This window comes from Aureimonas frigidaquae, from assembly GCF_001463905.1.
GTDB classification, from domain to species: domain Bacteria; phylum Pseudomonadota; class Alphaproteobacteria; order Rhizobiales; family Rhizobiaceae; genus Aureimonas; species Aureimonas frigidaquae.
The window spans coordinates 114,248-135,370 of sequence record NZ_BBWR01000003.1 but is presented as its reverse complement, the minus strand read 5'-3'; the positions used below and the strand labels follow the sequence as shown (position 1 = coordinate 135,370).

19 protein-coding genes and 1 riboswitch are annotated in these 21,123 nt (G+C 67.4%); of the genes, 9 read left to right on the top strand and 10 right to left on the bottom strand.

Annotation, left to right across the window (positions count from 1 at the left end):
- The first annotated feature begins 21 nt into the window (after positions 1-21).
- Positions 22-444: a metallopeptidase family protein gene (locus AUL30_RS04365; protein WP_062226640.1), complete on the top strand. Its 423-nt coding sequence runs from the start codon at positions 22-24 to the stop codon at positions 442-444.
- Between the two features lie 19 nt (positions 445-463).
- Here AUL30_RS04365 and AUL30_RS04360 read toward each other — a convergent pair whose 3' ends face one another.
- Positions 464-670: a DUF1737 domain-containing protein gene (locus AUL30_RS04360; RefSeq protein ID WP_062226639.1), complete on the bottom strand. Its 207-nt coding sequence runs from the start codon at positions 668-670 to the stop codon at positions 464-466.
- Positions 667-1,551: an HpcH/HpaI aldolase/citrate lyase family protein gene (locus AUL30_RS04355; protein WP_062226638.1), complete on the bottom strand. Its 885-nt coding sequence runs from the start codon at positions 1,549-1,551 to the stop codon at positions 667-669. Before AUL30_RS04355 ends, AUL30_RS04360 begins: the two co-directional genes overlap by 4 nt.
- A 104-nt stretch (positions 1,552-1,655) precedes the next feature.
- Between AUL30_RS04355 and leuD the strand changes: the two genes are divergently transcribed.
- Positions 1,656-2,261, top strand: a complete 606-nt coding sequence (leuD, locus tag AUL30_RS04350) for a 3-isopropylmalate dehydratase small subunit (RefSeq protein WP_062226637.1) — start codon at positions 1,656-1,658, stop codon at positions 2,259-2,261.
- A 79-nt stretch (positions 2,262-2,340) separates the two neighbouring features.
- The gene (gene leuB / locus AUL30_RS04345; protein ID WP_062226636.1) at positions 2,341-3,453 is read left to right on the top strand and encodes a 3-isopropylmalate dehydrogenase; all 1,113 of its coding nucleotides are present in this window, start codon (positions 2,341-2,343) and stop codon (positions 3,451-3,453) included.
- 26 nt (positions 3,454-3,479) lie between these two features.
- Here the strand turns inward: leuB and AUL30_RS04340 are convergent, their stop codons facing one another.
- The 4 genes from AUL30_RS04340 to nanR form a co-directional block, all read right to left on the bottom strand.
- A complete protein-coding gene (locus AUL30_RS04340) occupies positions 3,480-4,319 on the bottom strand; it encodes a sugar phosphate isomerase/epimerase family protein (protein ID WP_062226635.1) in 840 nt (279 codons plus the stop codon).
- A 2-nt stretch (positions 4,320-4,321) separates the two neighbouring features.
- A complete protein-coding gene (locus tag AUL30_RS04335; protein WP_062226634.1) occupies positions 4,322-5,167 on the bottom strand; it encodes a phosphogluconate dehydrogenase C-terminal domain-containing protein in 846 nt (281 codons plus the stop codon).
- 68 nt (positions 5,168-5,235) lie between these two features.
- Entirely contained in the window at positions 5,236-6,495 is a 1,260-nt protein-coding gene (locus AUL30_RS04330; protein ID WP_062226830.1) for a ribulose-bisphosphate carboxylase large subunit family protein, read from the bottom strand.
- A gap of 65 nt (positions 6,496-6,560) precedes the next feature.
- Positions 6,561-7,289, bottom strand: a complete 729-nt coding sequence (nanR, locus tag AUL30_RS04325) for a transcriptional regulator NanR (RefSeq protein ID WP_062226633.1) — start codon at positions 7,287-7,289, stop codon at positions 6,561-6,563.
- Positions 7,290-7,452: 163 nt separating this feature from the next.
- Between nanR and AUL30_RS04320 the strand changes: the two genes are divergently transcribed.
- From AUL30_RS04320 to AUL30_RS04300, 5 genes are all read left to right on the top strand, one after another.
- Complete coding sequence (locus AUL30_RS04320) at positions 7,453-8,487, top strand: ABC transporter substrate-binding protein (RefSeq protein ID WP_062226632.1); 1,035 nt, start codon at positions 7,453-7,455, stop codon at positions 8,485-8,487.
- A gap of 73 nt (positions 8,488-8,560) precedes the next feature.
- Entirely contained in the window at positions 8,561-11,032 is a 2,472-nt protein-coding gene (locus tag AUL30_RS04315; RefSeq protein ID WP_062226631.1) for an ATP-binding cassette domain-containing protein, read from the top strand.
- A complete protein-coding gene (locus AUL30_RS04310) occupies positions 11,025-11,978 on the top strand; it encodes an ABC transporter permease (protein ID WP_062226630.1) in 954 nt (317 codons plus the stop codon). Before AUL30_RS04315 ends, AUL30_RS04310 begins: the two co-directional genes overlap by 8 nt.
- A gap of 127 nt (positions 11,979-12,105) precedes the next feature.
- Positions 12,106-12,747: an inorganic diphosphatase gene (locus tag AUL30_RS04305; RefSeq protein ID WP_062226629.1), complete on the top strand. Its 642-nt coding sequence runs from the start codon at positions 12,106-12,108 to the stop codon at positions 12,745-12,747.
- A 239-nt stretch (positions 12,748-12,986) separates the two neighbouring features.
- Positions 12,987-14,891 (top strand): potassium transporter Kup, encoded by a 1,905-nt coding sequence (locus AUL30_RS04300; RefSeq protein WP_062226829.1) that lies wholly within the window; start codon positions 12,987-12,989, stop codon positions 14,889-14,891.
- Here AUL30_RS04300 and thiD read toward each other — a convergent pair.
- Both thiD and AUL30_RS04290 read right to left on the bottom strand, forming a co-directional pair.
- The gene (thiD, locus tag AUL30_RS04295; protein WP_062226628.1) at positions 14,881-15,708 is read right to left on the bottom strand and encodes a bifunctional hydroxymethylpyrimidine kinase/phosphomethylpyrimidine kinase; all 828 of its coding nucleotides are present in this window, start codon (positions 15,706-15,708) and stop codon (positions 14,881-14,883) included. The genes AUL30_RS04300 and thiD overlap by 11 nt on opposite strands.
- Positions 15,709-15,768: 60 nt before the next feature.
- A riboswitch (TPP riboswitch) is annotated at positions 15,769-15,877 on the bottom strand.
- Positions 15,878-15,905: 28 nt separating this feature from the next.
- Positions 15,906-17,126: a serine hydrolase domain-containing protein gene (locus tag AUL30_RS04290; protein WP_062226627.1), complete on the bottom strand. Its 1,221-nt coding sequence runs from the start codon at positions 17,124-17,126 to the stop codon at positions 15,906-15,908.
- A 186-nt stretch (positions 17,127-17,312) separates the two neighbouring features.
- Here AUL30_RS04290 and AUL30_RS20250 point away from each other — a divergent pair, with 186 nt between their 5' ends.
- Positions 17,313-17,969, top strand: coding sequence for a cell wall hydrolase (locus AUL30_RS20250; RefSeq protein WP_062226626.1), 657 nt, complete (start codon positions 17,313-17,315; stop codon positions 17,967-17,969).
- A gap of 45 nt (positions 17,970-18,014) precedes the next feature.
- Here AUL30_RS20250 and AUL30_RS04280 read toward each other — a convergent pair whose 3' ends face one another.
- Both AUL30_RS04280 and AUL30_RS04275 read right to left on the bottom strand, forming a co-directional pair.
- Positions 18,015-19,544 carry an aldehyde dehydrogenase (NADP(+)) gene (locus tag AUL30_RS04280; RefSeq protein WP_062226625.1) on the bottom strand — a complete coding sequence of 510 codons (1,530 nt, stop codon included), beginning with the start codon at positions 19,542-19,544 and terminating at the stop codon, positions 18,015-18,017.
- Between the two features lie 179 nt (positions 19,545-19,723).
- Positions 19,724-20,935, bottom strand: coding sequence for an autotransporter outer membrane beta-barrel domain-containing protein (locus tag AUL30_RS04275; protein ID WP_062226624.1), 1,212 nt, complete (start codon positions 20,933-20,935; stop codon positions 19,724-19,726).
- Between the last annotated feature and the right edge of the window lie 188 nt (positions 20,936-21,123).

The following is a 21,123-nucleotide window of genomic DNA, read 5'->3' as shown; positions in this document are numbered from 1 at the left end:
TGGACGGATAAGCGAGGGCCGATGGGAAAGCTGGATCACGGGGCCGGATGGGCGGGCCGCATGGCGCCGGATCTAGGTGAGATCGAACAGCTCGCGATCGAGGCCTATGCCGCCCTTCCCGCCGAGTTCCGGGCCCTGTGCGGCGATATCCGCTTCCACATCGCCGACTTTCCAGATGATTCGGTTGTCGAGGAGATGGAGCTGGAAAGCCCCTTCGACATTCTCGGCCTGTTCGAAGGACGGGCGGTGGCCGCAGCGGCAACTCCCATGACCGGCGAGATGCCCAACCGCATCCTGCTCTATCGCCGCCCCATACTGGATTACTGGGCCGAGCACGAGGAGACGCTCGACACCATCGTGGCGCATGTCCTCATCCACGAGATCGGACACCATTTCGGCCTGTCGGACGACGACATGGAAACGCTGGAACAGACGGCGGACTGAGCCGCCGCCCCGCTGCGCCCTATTGCTCGCCCAGCTTCATGCCGGGCTCGTAATCCCGCCCTTCCACGACCTTGGTCACGGGCTGGGCGCATTTCATGACACCCTCCGCCGCGTCGAAGGCGTAGGCCGGGCTGCCGGCCAGTTCCCAGCCCCTGGACAGGGCCAGCGATACTTTGTGGCAGAAGGCGGCGTCGTCGACGCCGGTCAGCAGGCGATAGAGTTTCATTGCGGTTCCTTTCGATCCTGTCCCTCGCCAAGCCCTGCCAGGAGCGCCGTGGCGGCATTGAGATGCAACCGTTCGACCATGCGTCCGCCAAGCTTTATGACGCCGCGCCCGGCATGGGCCGGATCGTCGAAGGCGGCGACGATCTCCCGCGCGTCGTCGATCTCGGCCTGGGAGGGGCCGAAATGCCGGTTCGCCCCGTCGATCTGGCCCGGATGGATCAGCGTCTTGCCGTCGAAGCCCATGTTGCGGCCGGCACTGCATTCCGCCTCGAAGCCGGCCGTGTCGCGGAAATCGTTGTAGACGCCGTCCAGCACGACGATATCGGCCGCCTTGCCCGCCAGAACGATCTGCGCGAGCCAGGGCAGGAGTTCGGGCCGCCCGGGCGACAGGCGCAGCCGTGCTTGCGCGACGATGTCGTTGGGCCCGGCCACCAGCGCGGCCAGGCGGTAGCGCAGCGGCGCCTCCACGATGCGTCCGGCGTTCAGGATGCCCTTGGGCGTTTCCAGCATGGCCCAGATACGGAGGTGCGCGGGGGCATCCGTTTCCGCCAGGGCATCGGAGAGTTCGACGAGCTGCGCCGCCGATTCGACCTTGGGCAGGAGGATCGCGTCCACCCGCGCGCCCCGGGCCATGAGCATGTCCTCGGTGCCGTCCGCAGAGGCCAGCGGGTTGATGCGCACCACGTGGAGGGCCCGGCTGCGCGGCCTTGACAGATGCGCGCGCAGGGCCTCGCGCGCTGCGGCCTTTTCACCCGGCGCGGCGCTATCCTCCAGATCGAAGATGATGGCGTCGGGCGCAAGGCCGGCGCTTTTGGCAAGCGCCCTGGCATTGGCCGCCGGCACGAACAGCGCGGAGCGGAGAAGCGTTCGGGTGGCGTTCATGGCACCTGTCCTGCCAAATGCGCCACGCCTCCGCAATGGTTTTGACCCGCCTGAGCGCTTGATATAACGAAACCCCAAAGGGCGACCGGCAAGGAGTGGAAACCATGCAGAAGTTCGACAGGCTGACCGGGGTCGCAGCCCCCCTGCCCATCGTCAACATCGACACCGACATGATCATTCCGAAGGACTACCTGAAGACGATCAAGCGGACGGGGCTCGGCGTCGGACTCTTCGCCAATCTGCGCTATCTTGAGGATGGCGCCCCGAACCCGGACTTCGTCCTGAACAAGCCGGCCTATGCCAAGGCGGAAATCCTCATCGCCGGCGATAATTTCGGTTGCGGATCCTCGCGCGAGCATGCGCCCTGGGCGCTCCTGGATTTCGGCATACGCTGCGTGATCTCCACCTCCTTTGCCGATATCTTCTACAACAACTGCTTCCAGAACGGCATCCTGCCGATCCGCGTGACGCAGGAAGAGCTGGACGCCCTTCTGGACGATGCCGCCAAGGGCGCCAATGCGCGGCTGTCGGTCGACCTCGAGACCCAGGAGATCCAGCGCCCGGACGGCGCCACGATCCATTTCGACATCGAGACATCGCGCAAGCACCGCCTGCTCAACGGCCTCGACGATATCGGCATGACCCTGGAGCGCAACCCGACCATCGCCGATTACGAAACGCGCCTGTCGGCCAGCCGGCCCTGGGCCTGACGCCCGAGCGCGGCGCGCCCCACGGACCGGGCCGTCGAACGGCGCCGGCCCGACGATCTTGCCTGGAGGACACTGACGCATGACCACCCGCACACTGCTTCTCATGCCCGGCGACGGGATCGGCCCGGAGGCCATGGCCGAAGTCGAGAAGCTCATCGCCCTGATGAACGAGACCGTCGGCGCCGGCTTCACGATCGAGCGCGGCCTTGTCGGCGGCGCGGCGCTGGATGCGCATGGCACCCCCGTCTCCGAGGGCGACATGGCGCTCGCCCTTGCCGCCGATGCGGTCCTGTTCGGGGCGGTCGGCGGCCCGAAATGGGACAAGGTCGCCTATGAGAAGCGCCCGGAAGCGGGGCTCCTGCGCCTGCGCAAGGATCTGGAGCTCTTCGCCAATCTGCGGCCGGCCATCTGCTACCCGGCCCTGGCCGACGCGTCCTCGCTCAAGCGCGAGCTCGTCGACGGGCTCGATATCCTGATCCTGCGCGAGCTGACGGGCGGCGTCTATTTCGGCGAGCCGAAGGAAATCCGGGATCTCGGCAACGGCCAGAAGCGCGGCATCGACACCCAGATCTACGACACGTTCGAGATCGAGCGGATCGCCCGTGCGGCCTTCGAGCTGGCGCGCACCCGGCGTGGCAAGGTCACTTCCATGGAAAAGCGCAACGTCATGAAGACGGGCGTCCTGTGGAACGAGGTGGTGACGGCCGTGCATGCCGACTACCCGGACGTGACGCTGGAACACATGCTGGCCGATGCCGGCGGCATGCAGCTCGTGCGCGCGCCCAAGCAGTTCGACGTGATCCTGACCGACAATCTGTTCGGCGACATGCTGTCCGACATCGCGGCCATGCTGACCGGCTCGCTCGGCATGCTGCCCTCCGCATCGCTCGGGCGGCCGGACGATACGACGGGGCGTCGGCGCGCGCTCTACGAGCCGGTCCACGGCTCGGCGCCGGACATTGCCGGGCGGGGCATCGCCAATCCGATCGCCATGATCGCCTCCTTCGCCATGTGCCTGCGCTACTCCTTCGGCCTCACCGCCGAGGCCGACGCCCTGGAGGCGACGATCGCCGAAGTGCTGGATGCCGGAATCCGCACGGCCGATATCGTGGTGCCGGGCATCGAGCCGGTCACGACCGGAACCATGGGCGATGCGATCGCCGAGCGTTTCCGGGCCCGGCTGACCGCCTGATGACCTGACCGCAGCGGCGCCTGCCGTCAGGCAGGGGCCGCGTCCAGCCCCCGCACGAAGCGCAACGAGCGGGCCAGTGCCTCCCGCAGTTCCGGAAGCGGCAGGGGCGTCGGCTCGCGCTGCGGCGCAGCCCCGACGGCACGGCGCAGGCGCAGCGGCAGCTCGATCGCCACGGGCAGCGTGGCCGGGATGTCCGGCCACAGCGCGGCATAGTCGATCGCGCCGTCGCCGATGGCCGTGTAGCGCCAATGGCCGTCGGCCGGCAGCGCATCCTTCAGATGCAGATGGGCGATGGCCGGGAGCGCCTGCCTGAGGTCGCCCTCGTCCGGCGCCAGCCGTCCTTCGCTGTAGGTCAGGACATTGCCGACATCGTAGTTGAGGCGCAGCCATGGTGAGTCGAGCGCGGCCACGAGCGCGGCGCCGTCGGCCCCCGTTCCGATGAGATCGCCCTCACCATGACCGGGATTTTCCAGAGCGAGCGTCACGCCGCTGTCGGCACAGGCGGCCAGCGCCCCGTCGAGCACGGCGCAGATCCGCACGCGCTCTGCCGCCGCACCCGTATTGGTGATGAGCACAGGCGCGCCAAGCTCTGCCGCCATGGCGATGCGCCGGCGCAGCATATCGACGGCATCGTGGGCCGCCAGGTCACAATGGGCCGACACCGCCATCACGCGCAGCCCGGCCTGGCCTATCCACCCTGCGAGCCGGCTGGACTGCGGCGGCAGGAATGCGTCTTCCGCAAAGTCGATATAGCCGCGTATGAAGGCCGGCTCCACGAAGGTGGCACCTGCGGCGGCGATCTCCCCGATCGCCGCCTGCAGGTCATATCCGTCGAACAGCGCGGTGGACACCGCGACCGGGCGCACGATCAGGCACCCTTGCCGTAGACGATGAGTTCGGATGCCTCACGCACCTTGGCCGGAGACAGCGCCTCGCGCCATTCGTCACGCACGACAACGCCCTTGGCGAAGCGCATGAGCCGCAGCGCCGCGTCCGACGGCACTTTGGGCGAATAGCCGAACCACATGGCGATCTCGACATTGAGGTGGCCGATCAGGAAATCCAGCGCCGCCTGCCGGGGAATGCCGTAGACGCGCTCGCACTCTTCCACCGCCTCCACCATCGTGTCCACGAAGGGCATGGCGACCATTTCCGACAGGCCGGGCTCCAGGATGGCGAGTTGCTCCACCGTCACCCGCCAGGCGTCGATGATGGGCGACCACATGGCCCGGCAGATCTCCTCGCCCAGCGCATAGTCTTCCTCCGGGCCCTGCATGAGCGCGCAGACGATGGACTGGCGCGCGATACCGCCGTGGTAATCCCGCCGCGCGGCCCAGTCCGTCTCGTCGTTGAAGAGCGGGGGATGGCACGGATGGCCGACGAAATAGGTCAGGTCGGGCCTGTCTTTGGGCAGGTCGCCCGCATAGGGCGCGGCTGCATCGAGGATCAGGAGCATCGTGCCCGGCGCCAGGAGCGGCGAGAGTTCCGCCGCAACGCCGCCGATGACATTGTCCGGAAGGGCCAGCACCACGACCCGCGCACCCGACACACCGGCATCACGGTCGACGGCGGTGATGCCCGCCTCGGCCAGCCGGGCGCGCCCCGGCTCGCCGATCTCGATGGCACGCACGTCATAACCGGCGTCGACGAGCTTGCGCGTGATGCGGAAGCCCATTTTCCCGCCGGAGCCCAGAATGGCTACGGAAACCGACATCGTCTCTCTCCTCCCAATGTCATGTTGATCTCTCTGTCCGGCGCTGCGCCGCAGCGTGACGCCGAGCGTCAGGCAAAACTTTCCAGCGCCCGTTTCAGGGCAGGATGGTCCTGTGCGTAGGTGGCCGCGTCGATGCCCGAACGGGCGGCCTCGAAGGCCTCGTGGATCGAGCGCACGCCGGCCTCCGCCCCGTCGGGATGCGCGATGATGCCGCCGCCGGCGCAGAAGATGATGTCGTCGCCCCCGAGTTGCCGGAAGGTCTCGCCCGCCTGCACGGCGGATTGTCCCGACGAGAAGACGGGCATCACGGTGCAGGGCTTGTCCTGGAACATGGGCGTCAGGCATTCGCGTGCCGATGCCATCACGCTCTCGTCGCTTTCGCAGAATTTGTTGCCGAGTCCGTTGACGTGCAGATGGTCCACCCCGGCCAGGCGCCAGAATTTCTGGTAGGCTCGGTAGCTTAGGCCAAGTTGCGGCGCGCGGTCGTACAGGCCCCAGCCGGCCCGGTGGCCGTGCAGGGCGACGGCGGCGTGCTTGCGGATCTCCGCCACGCCGACGAGGCCGACCGCATTCAGGACGAGCATGGCGCAGCTTCCGCCGCGCGCATGGATAAGGTCCAGCTGCCGGCGCATCGCATCCAGATCACCCGACAGATTGGCCGCATACATGGCCCGCCGGCCCGTCCGGTCGGCATGCCGGTCGATGACGTCCATCACCCGGGCATAGCGCTCGGCAAAGGGCGAATGGGGCGGGTCGCCCATCAACTCGTCATCCTTGATGAAGTCCAGCCCGGCGCCGATCATCCGGTCGGCGAGCTCGGCCGACTGTTCGGGCGTCAGCCCGACGCTCGGCTTGATGATGGTGCCGATGATCGGGCGGCCGTAGACCCCCGTCAGCGCCCGGGTGCCCTCGACGCCGAAGGCAGGGCCCCTGCCGGCCGGCGCCATGGCATCGGGAAGCTCGAGCGTTTCGAGCTTGAGGCCGGAAAAATGGTGCAGCTCGAAAAGATTGCCGAGGACCGTGGACCACAGGATCGGCAGGTTCGCCCCGACATTCTCGAAATTCCAGGACAGGCGCACGCGCGCCTGCACCGGCCTTGGCGATGCCGTGTCACGCGGGGCTCTGGCACCGGGCAGGCTCGGCTGCGCGACTTCGCCCAGAAGTTCGATGTCCTCCACCCGGGCGCCGAAGCGCGCCAGGAGCTCGGGCGTTTCGCCCGGTACGGGGCGGAACGTGCCGCTCGACTGCTCGCCCGCCATGGCGGCCGCTGCCTGCTGCACGGGATACCGTGTTTCGATCCGATAGGTCGCGACGATGCGCTCGACCATGAAGTCCTCCTCCCGACGCCATGACTCGTTCATAGCACCGGTAAGTCTTCATGTCATTATACCAGTTACGCGTCTTTTTGCGTCACGGCCGAAGGGTCGGCCTCCTGCCAGTAGAGCTGGTTCGCCCGGCCGATATGCTGGCGCATCGCCTGCGCGGCGGCTTCGGCATCACCGCTGGCGATGGCGCGGTAGATCCGGTCGTGTTCCTCGATCGTCAGGCGCTCCTTGCCCCGCTTGGAGACGAGGTCGCGCTTGAACCGCGAGAGCCATTCCAGCATGCCCCTGGTGATCGCGGCGACCATGCCGTTGCCGCTCATCTCGGCGATCAGCGCATGGAAGGACAGGTCGGCGGCGATGAACCGGGCCTGGTCGTCACGGGCATCCTGCAGCGCGCGGATCGATGCGGCGAGGGCATCGAGGTCGTGGGCGGTGGCGTTGCGCGTCGCCATAGCCACAAGCCCTGTCTCCAGCCACAGGCGGGCTTCCTTCAACTCGTCCAGTCCGCGCGGGCTGGTGGCCAGGAGCATGATCATGGCTGCGGAAATCTGGTCGATCACCACGTCGGGCGTCGGGTTGATGACCCTGGCCCGCTCGCCGTGGCTGATCTTGATCAGGCCCATCTGCTGCAGCGACAGCATGGCTTCGCGGATCGAGGGGCGGCCGACGCCCGTCATGCTCATGAGTTCGCGCTCGGAGGGAAGCTGCGAGCCGGGCGGGAACTCCGATGTCGAAATCGCCTCCACCAGCCGCTCGAGCACCTGATGAGAGAGTTTGCGCTTCTGCACAGGCTCCATGGGCATCTCCTTCTGGAGAGGGTGTAGTGCAGGCTCCGATGCGGCACAATCGCGTCGCCTCTCCCCGACCGTCGGCTACCTTTTGCTTGAGCCGCCTCATTTGATGGTATAATGAGTATGTCAGGACACCGTGGAGGAACCGTGTCTCATGGGAGGAATAAAGATGCTGAACATCCGCATGCTCGCGGCTGCGACGTCCCTTGTCGCGCTGGCCGCAGGGACGATGGGACCCGCCGCCGCGCTTGATCCGGAAAAGCCCGTGATCGCGCTGTCCAATTCCTTCTACGGCAATACGTGGCGCCGCCAGATGGTGGATGCGTTCACGGCCGAAGCGGAGAAGGCCAAGGCCGCCGGACAGATCGCCGATTTCGTGGTCCTGAACGGCGACGGCAGCGTGAACCAGCAGAACAGCCAGCTTGCCGAACTGATCCTGCGCGGCGTCGACGCCATCGCCATCAACGCGGCGTCCGAGACAGCGCTGAACGGCCTTGCCGAAAAGGCCTGCGCGGCCGGCATCAAGGTCATCGCCTTCGATTCGCTGCTGACGGCCGACTGCGCCTACAAGCTGTCCTTCGACTTCACCGGCTACAAGACCGAGCAGGCGGAAGCCACGCTCGACCTGATCGGGAACAAGGGCAACGTCATCGTGGTGCGCGGCGTGAAGGGTTCTGGACCGGACAACCTCATGTACTCGGCGCAGAAGAAGGTGCTGGACGCCCATCCCGACGTGAAGGTCGTGGCGGAAGTCTACGGCCAGGCGACGGCCTCGGTCGCGCAGTCGGCAATCGGCAACGTCCTGCCGAGCCTGCCGCATGTGGATGCCGTCCTGGGCCAGGGCGGCAGCGACGATTTCGGGATCGCACAGGCCTTCGAACAGGCCGGCGGCCCCTATGCGGAGAAGCTGCCGGTGATCGAAGGCGGCGGCTCGAGCGATTTCGTCCTCTGGTGGAACGAAAAGGCCAAGGACGGTTACCGCACGACATCCATGAACACGACGCCGGGCATCGGCGGCGCCGCCTTCTGGCTCGCCTACGAGATCGTCAAGGGCGCCGAAGCGCCCAAGGATATGACCATGCCCGTGGCGACCGTGGAAGCCGCCAATCTGGAGCAGATGGCGGCCGGCTTGAAGCCCGGCATGATCATCAGCCCGAGCTATGACGACGCCTGGGTCAAGGAGAACCTCCTCACCGCAAAATAACCGGCCCGACCGAACGCGCGCCGGTGGCTCTTGCCACCGGCGCATCCACTCGCAACACCATTCCGGGCTTGGCATGACAGCACTCCGCAACACGCAGCGCGAGACGGTTGGCGCTCCGGCCGGCGCCGAGGCAGGGATTGCCCCCTTCCTGGCGCTGCACGGCGTCGGGAAGACCTATGGCAGCACGCGCGCCAACAGCGACATCGACCTTATGGTCGTCCCCGGCGAGGTGATCGGCCTGGTCGGCGCCAATGGCGCCGGAAAAAGCACCTTGATGCGCATCCTGTGCGGCGTGACGCGGCCCGATGCCGGCCGGATGGAACTGAACGGTGTGGCCCTCGACCCTGCCGCCTTCACGCCGACACAGGCGCGCCGCCATGGTATCCGCATCGTCTGGCAGGAACTGTCGCTTTCGCCCAATCTCAGCGTGGCGGAGAATTTCTACGTCGAGCAGCCCCAGTTCGCGGGGCTGTCGCCGCTGTGGCTACGATCCTACGACCGGCTCGCCGCGCAGACCATCGAACGCATCTTCCCGGGCGCGCGCATCGGCACCGGGCGCCGGGTGGACGGCCTGTCCATCGCCGAGCGCCAGATGGTCGAGATCGCGCGGGCGGCATCCGACCCCGATTTGCGCCTGCTCATCCTGGACGAGCCGACATCCTCGCTCGGTGCGGAGCGGAGCGGGCAACTCCGCAGCTTCATCAAGGACCTCACCGCCGGCGGCAAGACGGTCATCTTCATCAGCCACAAGCTCGGTGAGGTTCTCGACGTCGCGGACCGTGTCGTGGCCATGCGCAACGGCAGGCTCGCCTGGGTGCGGCAGGCGCGGGACACCTCGATCGCCGATCTCGTGGAAGCCATGGGCGGCGCCGGGGCCGGCGAGCGCCGGACGGCCGGCAGCGCGGTGGCCGCGCATGCGCCTGTCCGCGTAACGCTGTCGGGCCCGCATCACGAGCATTCCGGCGCGCCGATCGAACTGCGCGCCGGAGAGATCATCGGCCTGGCGGGCCTGGAAGGCAGCGGCCAGAAGGCGTTGCTGGAGGCCCTCTTCAGCGGGCGCGGCGGCGCGGGCGTGGCCCGCTCGGGCGATGTGCGCTACGTCTCCGGCGATCGGGGCCGCGAGGGCGTCTTTCCGCTCTGGAGCGTCCTCGACAATATCGCCATCGGTCGGATCGCACGACGTTTCGGCCTGTCGCCGGTCGATGACGGGGCCGAGCGCGCCGTCGCACGGCAGCGGGCCGGGCTCCTGGCGCTCGACGACAAGCGCCTCGATTCCAACATTCTGGACCTGTCCGGCGGCAACCAGCAGAAGGCGCTGGTGGCCCGTGCGCTCGACGAGGATGCCGACATCATCCTCCTGGACGATCCGACGCGCGGCGTCGACATCGCCGCCAAGCGGGATTTCTACCGACTCGTCCGACAGATCGCACAGGATAGGCGGCTGGTCGTCTGGCACTCGACAGAAGACCTCGAATTCCTGGAATGCGACCGTGTCCTCGTCTTCTCCCGGGGCGATATCGTCGCCGAGCTGGAGGGGGAGGAGATTTCGGAAGAACGCGTCGTGGAGGCCTCCTTCCTGCAGCCGCGCACCGTCCGCCCGGCAACCGCACAGGCGGGCCGCGGGATCGGCGCCACACTCCTGAAGGCCCTGCCCTTCGTCAGCCTGGCGCTTGTCTTCGCCGTCATGTCCTCGCTCAACCCCATGGTGGCCACGAGTTTCGGACTGGAGCTCCTCCTGGCGCCCGCCGTCACGCTGGTCTTCGTGGCACTGGCGCAGATGTTCGTCGTCGGCGGCAGCGAGATCGATCTCGGCGTCGGGGCCTTTACCGGTTTCGTCAACGTGGTCAGCGCGACCTTGCTCGTCGCCACGCCGCTTCTGGGCGTCGGGGCGCTGATCGGCGGGCTCGCGCTCTATGCGATCATGGGTCTCATCATCCATGCCCGGTCGATCCCGGCCATCGTCGTCACGCTCGGCGCCTCCTTCATCTGGATGGGGCTTGGCCAGACCATCCAGCCCTCGCCCGGCGGGGAAAGCCCGGCCTGGCTCTCGGCCCTCTTCACCTGGTCCATTGCCGGGCTGCCGACGCCCCTCGTTCTGATCCTTCTGGCCGGCGCGGCAGCCTATCTGATCGACCGGTCGCCCACCGGAACCGTCCTGCGGGCTTTCGGCTCGAGCGGGCGGGCGCTGGAGCGCGCGGGCTGGTCGCCCGTCCGCTTCGCGGTGCTGCGCTATGTGGTCGCCTGCCTCTTCGCCACGATGGCCGGCCTCTACGTGACCGGCACCAACAATGCGAGCGACATCAATGCCGGCAATGCCTTCACGCTCCTGTCCATCGCATCGGTGGTGATCGGCGGCTGCCAGCTCCTGGGCGGCGTCATCGCGCCGCTCGGCGTGGTCGCCGGGGCGGTGACGCTGTCGCTCATCGGTGCGCTTCTCGCCTCGCTCGGCGTCAGCACCGATTACAACGCAGCGGTTCAGGGTGGACTTCTGATCGTCATACTGGGCCTGCAGGCCCTGGCCTTGAGGAAGCGGCGTCATGGCTGAAGCGACCTTGCGTTTCCTGCGGATGCGGCGGTGGGTGTGGCCGCTGATCGGGATCCTGCTCCTGTGGGTGGCCCTGACGGTGCTGACGGCCCGCTTCTCGCTCTACAGCCTGTCGGGCGTCGCCATCTCGGCCTCCTTCCTGCTCCTGCCGGCGCTCGGCCAGATGCTCGTCGTCACGACGGGGCGCGGCAATATCGACCTGTCCATTCCCGGCCTCGTCACGCTCGGCGCCTATGTCAGCGTGATGACCTCCACGGGCACGGCCGCCGGCTTCTGCGTCACCCTCGCTCTGATCGTGGGCGGCGGGCTCGCCATCGGGGCGCTCAATGCGGTGCTGGTGCTCATTCTGCGCATCCCGGCCATGATCGCCACGCTGGCGACCGGCTATATCCTGGCAACGGCGACGCTGATCGTGAATGCGCGGATCGGCATGTTCCAGCGGCCCGATGCGCTGGCCTTCCTGTCGGTCGGGCGGATCGGCGACATGCCGGTCATCCTGATCGTCGCCATACTGGCCTGCGGGCTCGCCGCCATCCTTCTTATGCGCAGCGCCTATGGCCGCAAGCTCTTCGCCGTCGGCCAATCGCAGGATGCGGCGCGGCTGGCGGGGGTCAAGGTCGGCCGCGTCATCGCATCGACTTTCATCGTCTCGGCCGTTCTGTCGGCGCTGACCGGCATGCTCCTGTCCGGCTATGCCGGTGGCGCCTTCCTGGAAATGGGGGCGCCCTATCTCCTGCAGAGTGTCGGCGCCGTCGTGTTGGGCGGAACGCTGATCTCCGGCGGCAGCGCGACCGCGCTCGGAACCCTCCTCGGCGGCATGCTGCTCGTCATGATCGTGACGACGATGCAGATCGCCGGGCTGCCGCCCGGCGCACAGGATATTCTGCAGGGCGTCGTGATCATCCTGGTCCTGGCAGCCGCCGGCGCGCGCCTCAGCGATCGCTGAAGACGCCGCGCCGGCGCCGATCACCAAGCTGTCAGAACCTGTCACGGCCCCGTCACAGGACTGCAACGCTGCATTCTCGATGACGCCCTAGAAGCGCTCCGGTACCAAACCGCAACCGGAGATTTCTATGACAGTCCGACTTTCGGCCGCCCTTGCCCTCACCCTCGGCCTGGCGACATCGGCCCTGGCGGAGGGCATGACCAATCCCTTCGCCTATCCGCAGCCGGAGGAAGGGGGCGAGTTCAACGCCGTCATCGAAATCCCGGCCGGCTCCTTCACCAAATACGAGATCGACGCGCAGACAGGCCACGTGATCGTGGATCGCTACCAGGTGATGCCGGTCGTCTACCCGGCCAATTACGGATCGATCCCCTCGTCCCTCGCCGGCGATGGCGATCCGCTGGACGCCATCGTCTACACGCGCGAGCCGATCGTACCGGGTGCGATGATCCGGGCCCGGGCCATCGGCGTCCTGAAGATGATCGACGGCGGCGAACAGGACGACAAGATCGTGGCCGTCCCGACGTCGGACATCGATCCGCAATATGACGCCATCCGGGAACTGTCCGACATGCCCAAGGCCGAGATCGACCGGCTGGAAGCCTTCTTCCGCGTCTACAAGCAGCTTCCGGAAGGCCGCAAACTGGTCGAGCTCAATGGCTACGAGGATGCGGCGACCGCCGTGCGCCTGGTCGACGACGCCATCCGCTCCTACCGCGACGACACCGCCGCCGCCGACACCGATCCGCAGCGTCAGGCTGCCGAGTAGAAACACGCCTGCCGCCGGATCGTCCTGCAACACTGACGTGCAAAATCGGCCTGCGGCATTGCGCAACTGCGAGAGAGATTGAAGCCGTCCCGCATCAGAGTATGATGCGACCGTTTCTCATCGAGGTATGGATCGGCAATGCCGGACACTTCACTGCAAGCCCCAAGGGCGCAGGCGACCGGCAAAGCCGCCCGCGCCGCCGGTCCTTCGCACGTCGACACCTCGGTTCCCGCGCACACATGACCCAGTCCGTCTCCGCCGGGCCGAAGCGCCGCGACCAGGGGGCGCTTCGCAAGAAGAGCCTTTTCGCAACGACATTGGGGAGTATCGGCGTCGTCTATGGCGATATCGGGACAAGCCCCCTCTATGCGATGAAAGAATCGCTGCTGCATGTGGGCCACGCCCCGTCGGCAGACGAGATCGTCGGCATCGTCTCGCTGCTCGTCTGGTCGCTCATCTTCGTCGTGACCGTGAAATATGTCGTCCTGATCCTGCGTGCGGACAATGGCGGCGAGGGCGGCGCCCTGTCCCTCATGGCGCTCGCGCAGAAGGCGCTGGCGCGGCCGAGCCGGCTTGTCATGCTGTTCGGCATGGTGGGGGCTGCGCTCTTCTACGGCGATGCCATCCTGACGCCAGCGGTTTCCGTCCTGTCCGCCGTCGAGGGACTGAAGGTCACCGCGCCGGCGCTCGATCCCTTCATCGTGCCCATATCGATCGCCATCATCATCGGCCTCTATGTGGTGCAGAGTTCCGGCACCGGGCGGGTGGCGGTGTTCTTCGGGCCGATCATGACGCTCTGGTTCATCAGCCTTGCGGCGATCGGCCTTCTGCATATCGGCGATGCGCCGCAGATCCTCCACGCGCTCAATCCCACCAATGCGCTCTGGTTCATGACGAGCCACGGGCTGATCGGCTTCACCGTCCTCGGTTCGGTCTTCCTGTCGGTCACCGGGGCCGAGGCGCTCTATGCCGATATGGGCCATTTCGGCAAGCGGCCGATCCGCATGGCCTGGCTCAGCCTCGTGGGGCCGGCGCTCCTCATCAACTATCTCGGCCAGGGCGCCTTCGCACTCAGCGATCCGGCGGCCCTGCCCAACCTCTTCTTCCTGTCCGCCCCAGAAGCGGCGCGGCTGCCGCTCGTCATCCTGGCGACGCTTGCCACGATCATCGCGGGGCAGGCCGTCATCACCGGGGCCTTCTCGCTTTCGCAACAGGCCATCCAGCTCGGCCTGCTGCCACGCCTGCAGATCGAGCACACGTCGGAGACCGAGCACGGGCAGATCTACGTTCCGGCGGTGAACTGGCTGATGCTGGCCGGCGTCGTGGCGCTCATCGTCGTCTTCCAGGATTCCTCGTCCCTGGCCGCGGCCTACGGCATCGCCGTGACCGGAACGATGATCGTGACGAGCCTCTTGGCGATCGTCGTTCTGGCCTATGGCTGGAAATGGGGCCTCGGCCTTGCCGTCGTGACCATGACGCCCTTCCTCCTGATCGATTCGGCCTTCCTGGCGGCCAATCTCCTCAAGCTCGCCGATGGCGGCTACCTGCCGCTGGTCATCGGCGGCATCATCATCGTGCTGATGCTGACCTGGGTCCGCGGCACGACGGTGCTGACGCAAAAGGCGCGGCGCGACAGCCTGCCGATGGAGAGCTTCATCCGCTCGATGGCGGGTTCGACCTCCGTCACGCGGGTTCCGGGCACGGCCATGTACCTGACCGGCACGCCGGACATCGTGCCCACCGCGCTCCTGCACAATCTCAAGCACAACCGCGTGCTGCACGAAAAGAACGCCATCGTCACCGTGCGCACGGCCAACGTGCCCTATGTGGCCGAGGAAGACAGGATGCTCTACGAGTCCCTGTCGCCCTCCTTCGAGCGCATCACGCTCAATTACGGCTTCCTGGAGGAGCCGAACCTCGTCCAGGCCATGCGGCAGCTTCGCAGCCTGGGCATGAAGTTCGATGTCATGTCCACGACCTTCTTCGTCGGCCGCCGATCGATCAAGCTTGCGCAGCGCAGCGAGATGCCCCGGTGGCAGGGCAAGCTGTTCAAGAAGATGTCGCGCTACTCCTATGATGCGATCGATTACTTCCGCATCCCCGTGAACCGGGTGGTGGAGCTCGGAACCTACGTCACGCTGTGATGTGGTCGGTCGGGGCGTCCTGCCAGACGCGCCAGAAGTGGTGAACCGGCCCACGGCCCTTCCCGATGCCCATTCCCTCGGCGGCCGCCAGTGCGGCATGCAGGTAGGCCTTGGCCCCGGCCACCGCATCCTCCAGCGCCAGCCCGCGCGCAAGGCCCGCGGCAATGGCCGCCGACAGGGTACAGCCCGTGCCGTGATCCTGCCGCGTCACGAGCCGTGGTGCGGAAAAGACCTGCGGCGCAGCGCCGCGCCGGAACAGGACGTCACGGCAGGTCGGGCCCCGGCCATGACCGTCCTTGATAAGGACGGCGCCTGCCCCGGCGTCCAGCATCACCTGTGCCTGCGCCGCCAGGGACGCATCGTCGCCCGCTATCGGCCTGCCACTGAGAAGCGCGGCCTCGGGCAGGTTCGGGGTGACGATCTGCGCCAGGGGCAGGAGCCGGCGCATCAGCGACGCGACCGCCCCGTCCTCCAGGAGCCGATCGCCGGAGGTGGCGATCATCACGGGGTCCAGCACGACCCTGCGCCGATGGGCCAGGAGACGGTCGGCGACCGCATCGATGACGGGCGCGGACGACACCATGCCGATCTTGATGGCGTCGATCGCGATGTCGGACAGGACGGCATCGATCTGCGCGGCGACGATGGAAGGTGACAGCGTCTCCACCGCGGTCACACCGCAGGTGTTCTGCGCGGTCACGGCCGTCAGCGCGCTGGCGCCATAGACGCCCAGCGCAGAGAAGGTCTTCAGATCCGCCTGGATGCCGGCGCCGCCGCCGGAGTCCGAACCGGCGATGGTCAGGGCGGTGAAGGTCATGGGCAGCTCCCTCGATGGTCCGGCCGGGACAGGAGGGGCACAGGGGCGAGCACGCCGCATGCGCGGTGCGCGGTCCGTTCCTACGCCGGCATGACCCGGATCAGGTTCAAGGGTTCGGCACGGCGGCCATCTCAGCCGCGCATGTCGCGCGGCACCCCTCGGATGGAGCGCACAATGGGGGCCGGTGGCCCCGCCTGTCAATCCAGATGGCGGGCCACCGCCTCCAGGAAGTCGGTCTCGTCGATCGGCCAGGACCCTTCCGGTTTCGACTGCGATCCCAGAAGCACGATCACCACCCGCCGACGCGGGTTGACATAGATATACTGGCCGAAGGCGCCGATTGCCGCGAAGGCGCCATCGGCATCGAAATCGCTGCCCTCCGACAGCGGCCACCACATGTAGCCGAAGGCGACGCTGCGGCCGCCGACCTCCTGCACCGAACCCGCCTGACGGACCCAGCCTTCCGGCAGGATGCGGCGGCCGTCGATGACGCCGTCCTCCAGGATGAACTGGCCGAAGCGGGCATAATCCCGCAGCCGGGCGGCAAGACCGATCCCGCCCATTTCCAGCCCGCCGGGGGACTCGAGCCACCAGGCGGCATCCGCTTCCATGCCGGCCGGGGACCAGATCGTATCGGACAGGTAGGCGGCAAGGTCGCGGCCGGTGGCGGCGGCGACCAGCGCGCCCAGCATCTGCGTTTCGCCGCTGGAATAGACCCAGACCGTGCCGGGTTCGGCCGCACGCGGCCGGCTCGCCACATAGCGCAGGATGGAGCCCGGCTCCTGGCCGGCCTGAAGGGCCATCATGGCGCGGCGGTCCGAGGCCGGATCGGACAGGCGCTCGTTCCATTTGACGCCGGACGACATCATCAGGAGCTGGCGCACGGTGACCCCGTCATAGGACGTTCCGGCAAGCTCCGGCAGATAGCGGGTGAGCGGATCGTCGATCCGCGCGATCAGGCCCTCTTCGATGGCCGCGCCCACCAGCGTCGAGGTGATGGCGGCGGCCATGGACATGGATGGCCAGCGGGTCTCCGGCCGGGTCCCGAGTTCGTAATCCTCGAAGACGCGTTCCCCGTCTTTCAGGACCATGATGCCGGCCACCCGGTTCATCGACAGATAGTCGAAGAGATCGTAGCTCCGCCCTTCGGAGGCGATACTCAGCCCGTCGAGGCTGCGGGCAGAATCCGGCACGGGGCGCGCCCTGCCATGCGCCGGGACCAGCCGGGTGGGAAAGAGCGTCTCGGATCGGCTGAAGGACTGAACCTGCGCATCGGGCAGGAGCTTGCCGTCGAAGATCTGCGTCAGGCCCGGCCCCTCCTGGCTGAGTGCAACCGCAGATGGCAGGGCTGTGGCTGCCAGCGCAAGGCAGAACCACGCCGTGCGCCGCGACCGCGCCCATCGTATCCGGCAGTCCATCCGATCGCTCCGCCATGCCCTGTTGATTGCAACCGGGCACTTGCCACCCGATCTCCTGACACTTTGCAAGCGTAACCTACCGGCGCGCCAGATTGTCGCAACAGGTGATTTTCGCCTGTCCTGCCGTTTTCTGGCCCCATCGACGCCATAGCCGTGCGGCTGGGGACAATTGCTATCACGGTTGTAATGAACACATCGGACATCGCTGGCCGCAAGGCCATCATGGCGCTTGCGCTGCTCGGCCTCTCGGCACTCGGGGCCTGTCAGTCCACCGACATGGCGGCGTTGACGCCGGAACCCAAGGTAGATCCAAAGGATCGCGATTGCCTTGCGAGGGCCATGTATTTCGAATCGAACCGATCCAGCGATGAGGGGATGCTGGCGGTGGGAACGGTGGTCATGAACCGTGTCCATTCGGGGACCTATCCCGATACGGTGTGCGGTGTCGTCGCCCAGAAGAACCAGTTCGCACCCGGCGTGATGACGCGGCCCATGACGGCCGGCAAGGACCGCGCCGAGCGCGTGGCCGAGGCCGTCCTGAAGGGCGAGCGCCACTCCCTGGTGGGGGACGCGAAGTTCTTCCATACGGCGGGGATGAGCTTCGGCTATCCCAATATGAATTATGTGGCCGTCGCCGGTGGCAACGCCTTCTATCAGCGCCTGTCGCGGCAGTTGCGTGAGGGGCGTCGCATGACGAGCCAGTCCGAGGCGCGCACGGCGCAGGCCGCGCATATCGCTGCCGGCAAGCCACTGGCGATGAATGTCCGCGCCGTCGAGGCGACACAGGCGCAGGGCGCGCATTCGGGCATCCTGCAGGCGCTCCAGCGCGACGCAGCCCGCTAGGCGGATGCCGCGGCCGGCGGGTGGCCGGCCGCAGGCGATGCGATCCTAGAGATCGCGCAGTTCACTCGGCAGGAGCTCGGCGGGGAAGTCCTGATAGGCGACCGGGCGCAGGAAGCGGTCAATCGCCATGCCGCCGACGGAGGTGGACCGTCCGTCCGAGGTGGAAGGGAACGGGCCGCCATGCACCATGGCCTTGGACACTTCCACGCCGGTGCCGAAACCGTTGACGAGCAGGCGCCCGGCCCGCCGCTCCAGGAGCGGCAGCAGCGCGCGCACACGCTCCGCATCTCCCGAGCCGATATGCAGGGCGATGGTCAACTGGCCTTCGATCTCGTCCAGGATGGCGGTCAGCTCGGCTTCGTCGCGGCAGCGCACGACGAGCGCGGCAGCGCCGAAGACTTCGTCATGCAAGGTCTTGTCGGCACGGAAATCCGCTCCGGATACGGCGAAGAGCGCGGGCTGGCCCTGGCAGCGCTGCCCGGCCTTGCCCCGGCCGAGTTCCTGGACGCTGGCGTTGCCCGCCAGCGCGGCGACACCCTCCTCGTAGGATTTGTGGATGCCAGGCGTCAGCATGGTCTGCGCGTCGATCTGCGCGAGCGCCGTGGCCGCCGCCGCCTCGAACCGCTCGAGCTCCGGCCCGGCGACCGCCAGGATCAGGCCGGGATTGGTGCAGAACTGGCCCGAGCCGAGCGTCACCGACTGGGCGAAGGCCGCAGCGATGGCATCCGACCGTTCAGCAAGCGCGCCCGGCAGGAGCAGCACCGGGTTGATCGAGCTCATTTCCGCATAGACGGGGATCGGCACGGGCCGTTCCTGCGCGATCTTCATGAAGGCGGTGCCCCCCGAGCGCGATCCGGTGAAGCCGACCGCCTTGATGCGGGGATCGGCAACGAGGCCCTGGCCGATCTTGCGGCTCGTATCGAACAGGAGCGCGAAGGTGCCGACCGGCATGCCGCAATCGGCAACGGCCTTCTGAACTGCCCGGCCGACCAGTTCCGACGTGCCGAGATGCGCCGAATGCGCCTTGGCGATGACCGGGCAGCCGGCTGCCAGGGCCGAGGCCGTGTCGCCGCCGGCAACCGAAAATGCGAGCGGGAAGTTGGAGGCGGCAAAGACGGCGACCGGGCCAAGCCCGATCATCCGCGCGCGCAAATCGGGCCGACGCGCCGGCTTGCGGTCCTCGTCGGCGGCGTCCTTGACCGTGCGCAGGAAATCCCCCTTGCGCACGATATCGGCAAAGAAGCGCAGCTGACCGACCGTGCGGCCGCGCTCCCCTTCCACGCGCCCGCGCAGGAGCCCGCTTTCGGCCACGCAACGCTCGATCAGCTCGTCACCCAGTGCCACGATATTGTCGGCGATCGCCTCCAGGAACGCGGCGCGCTCGGCGAGCGGCCGATTGCGGTAATCGTCAAAGGCTTGCGCGGCAAGGTCACAGGCCCGGTCGAGGTCGGCCTCTGTCGCGCCACCGAAGGCGGGCTCCATCGCCTGGCCGGTGTTGGCGTCGCTGGCGCGGATCTGCGCATTGGCGCCGCGCACGGACTGGCCGCCAATGAGGTTTTCGCCGGTGATCGGCATACGGTCTCTCCCATTCTCGTTCGATGGCCTGCCGCGCCGTCAGCGGATGAAAATGCGCATTGCAGGCAAAGCTCGGTCTTCCGCGCCTTACCTTTCGCATGCGGCCGCCCGCGTCAAGGCGCGGAGCCCTATGCCGGCCACGGATTCATGCCGCTGCGCACGCAGGCAGGCCGGTCCGGCTAGAAGCGGTGGCCGATCCGCAGGCTGATCGTCTCGTCCCGGCCCTGATTGCCGAGGACGTTGCGATACTCCACCCCTGCCGTCCAGTCGTCGCCGAACTCGGCGCGCACGCCCGGTGCGATGGTCAATGCGTCACGGCCGATCGACGCGGCCGCAAAATCCGGTAGGTCCAGCCCCCCGCCGCCGAGCGGGGTCGTCGTGCCGGCGCCCGATACTTCATGCGTGTATTCGGCGCGCGCTCCGGGTTTGATGACGGCCCGGTCCAACCGGATCGTATATTCGCCGCGGATCGCCAGAACCGCCAGGACGCTGTCCACGGTCTGGTCGCCGATCAGAATGTCGGTCCCGCCGATGCGCTCGCTCACACCGTCCAGCGCCGTCCGCGACACTTCGAACCGGCCATAGGGCGACAGGAGGACATTCTCGTCCCGATGCTCGTAGCCTGCCGATACCGAACCGAAACCCTGCAGCCCGGAGCGCTCGTAATAATGGATGCCGGCCGTATCGGGTCGGTAGCGGGCATTGGCATAGTCCAGGCGGGACGTGCCGACCGCGGCATCGAGGAAGGTATGGGGCGTCGGGTTCAGGCTGCCGTAGAGTGCGGCGCCGAGCCCCTGCCCTCGTGCCCGCGTCTCGTAGGCGCCCGCTTCGCCGATCGCCCGGTCGAAGCTGAGCCCCAGCCCAAGCCGTGCCGAAGGGGAAAGTTCCGTATCGAAGCCGGAGGCTATGCCCGCGCTCGTCCGATCGATATCCAGCATGCCGTTGCCGCGGCGGCCGAACTCCACCGAGCCGGCCGACCAGAGGGCCGTACCATCGTCGGAAAAACGGCGCCGCGCCTCGATGGCGCGGCCCGCGTCCGAAGGCGTGGAGCCAGCCAGCGCCGGCAGCCGGCCGGGGGCCTTCGCCTCGAGCGCACGCCAGTCACGGGACAGCCGGTCTTCCTCGTCCAGGCCGGAGGCCGCCTTGAGCTCGATGGCATAACCGCTCGTCTGCCGGTCCGACGCATCGCGCAGGAGCTCCATCCGCTCATGCAGGCGGCGCGCCTGCGCCCGCGCGAAGCGTCGGCCGACATCGACCTGAATGCCGATCAGGCTGCCGATCTCGGTACGGTCGCTCGTGGTCTGCGCATGCGCGCAATCGCGCGCCGTGCACAGCATGGCAGCGGTGGCCAGGAGCATGAGGGCGGTGGTCGTCGGGCGCGCGCGCGGCAACGCCTTTCGACGCGTGATGAACGTGTCCAGGGCTTGCAACTCGGTGGTTAGCGATCTGTCCGAGGAGTCTGACCCCGTCCATGCTGCACTGCAAATCACAATGGGCGGACGGGGTCGTTTATTGCACCGCAAGATGCAAGCCGTTGCGTAAAATCAACAATTCCGGCCACGCTTGCGCCATCTTGGTT

Bases quoted from the DNA above. Each gene is read 5' to 3' on its own strand.
- AUL30_RS04365 (WP_062226640.1), top strand. From the start codon at position 22: ATGGGAAAGCTGGATCACGGGGCCGGATGGGCGGGCCGCATGGCGCCG.
- AUL30_RS04360 (WP_062226639.1), bottom strand. From the start codon at position 670: ATGAAACTCTATCGCCTGCTGACCGGCGTCGACGACGCCGCCTTCTGC.
- AUL30_RS04355 (WP_062226638.1), bottom strand. From the start codon at position 1,551: ATGAACGCCACCCGAACGCTTCTCCGCTCCGCGCTGTTCGTGCCGGCG.
- leuD (WP_062226637.1), top strand. From the start codon at position 1,656: ATGCAGAAGTTCGACAGGCTGACCGGGGTCGCAGCCCCCCTGCCCATC.
- leuB (WP_062226636.1), top strand. From the start codon at position 2,341: ATGACCACCCGCACACTGCTTCTCATGCCCGGCGACGGGATCGGCCCG.
- AUL30_RS04335 (WP_062226634.1), bottom strand. From the start codon at position 5,167: ATGTCGGTTTCCGTAGCCATTCTGGGCTCCGGCGGGAAAATGGGCTTC.
- AUL30_RS04330 (WP_062226830.1), bottom strand. From the start codon at position 6,495: ATGGTCGAGCGCATCGTCGCGACCTATCGGATCGAAACACGGTATCCC.
- nanR (WP_062226633.1), bottom strand. From the start codon at position 7,289: ATGGAGCCTGTGCAGAAGCGCAAACTCTCTCATCAGGTGCTCGAGCGG.
- AUL30_RS04320 (WP_062226632.1), top strand. From the start codon at position 7,453: ATGCTGAACATCCGCATGCTCGCGGCTGCGACGTCCCTTGTCGCGCTG.
- AUL30_RS04315 (WP_062226631.1), top strand. From the start codon at position 8,561: ATGACAGCACTCCGCAACACGCAGCGCGAGACGGTTGGCGCTCCGGCC.
- AUL30_RS04310 (WP_062226630.1), top strand. From the start codon at position 11,025: ATGGCTGAAGCGACCTTGCGTTTCCTGCGGATGCGGCGGTGGGTGTGG.
- AUL30_RS04305 (WP_062226629.1), top strand. From the start codon at position 12,106: ATGACAGTCCGACTTTCGGCCGCCCTTGCCCTCACCCTCGGCCTGGCG.
- AUL30_RS04300 (WP_062226829.1), top strand. From the start codon at position 12,987: ATGACCCAGTCCGTCTCCGCCGGGCCGAAGCGCCGCGACCAGGGGGCG.
- thiD (WP_062226628.1), bottom strand. From the start codon at position 15,708: ATGACCTTCACCGCCCTGACCATCGCCGGTTCGGACTCCGGCGGCGGC.
- AUL30_RS04290 (WP_062226627.1), bottom strand. From the start codon at position 17,126: ATGGACTGCCGGATACGATGGGCGCGGTCGCGGCGCACGGCGTGGTTC.
- AUL30_RS20250 (WP_062226626.1), top strand. From the start codon at position 17,313: ATGAACACATCGGACATCGCTGGCCGCAAGGCCATCATGGCGCTTGCG.
- AUL30_RS04280 (WP_062226625.1), bottom strand. From the start codon at position 19,544: ATGCCGATCACCGGCGAAAACCTCATTGGCGGCCAGTCCGTGCGCGGC.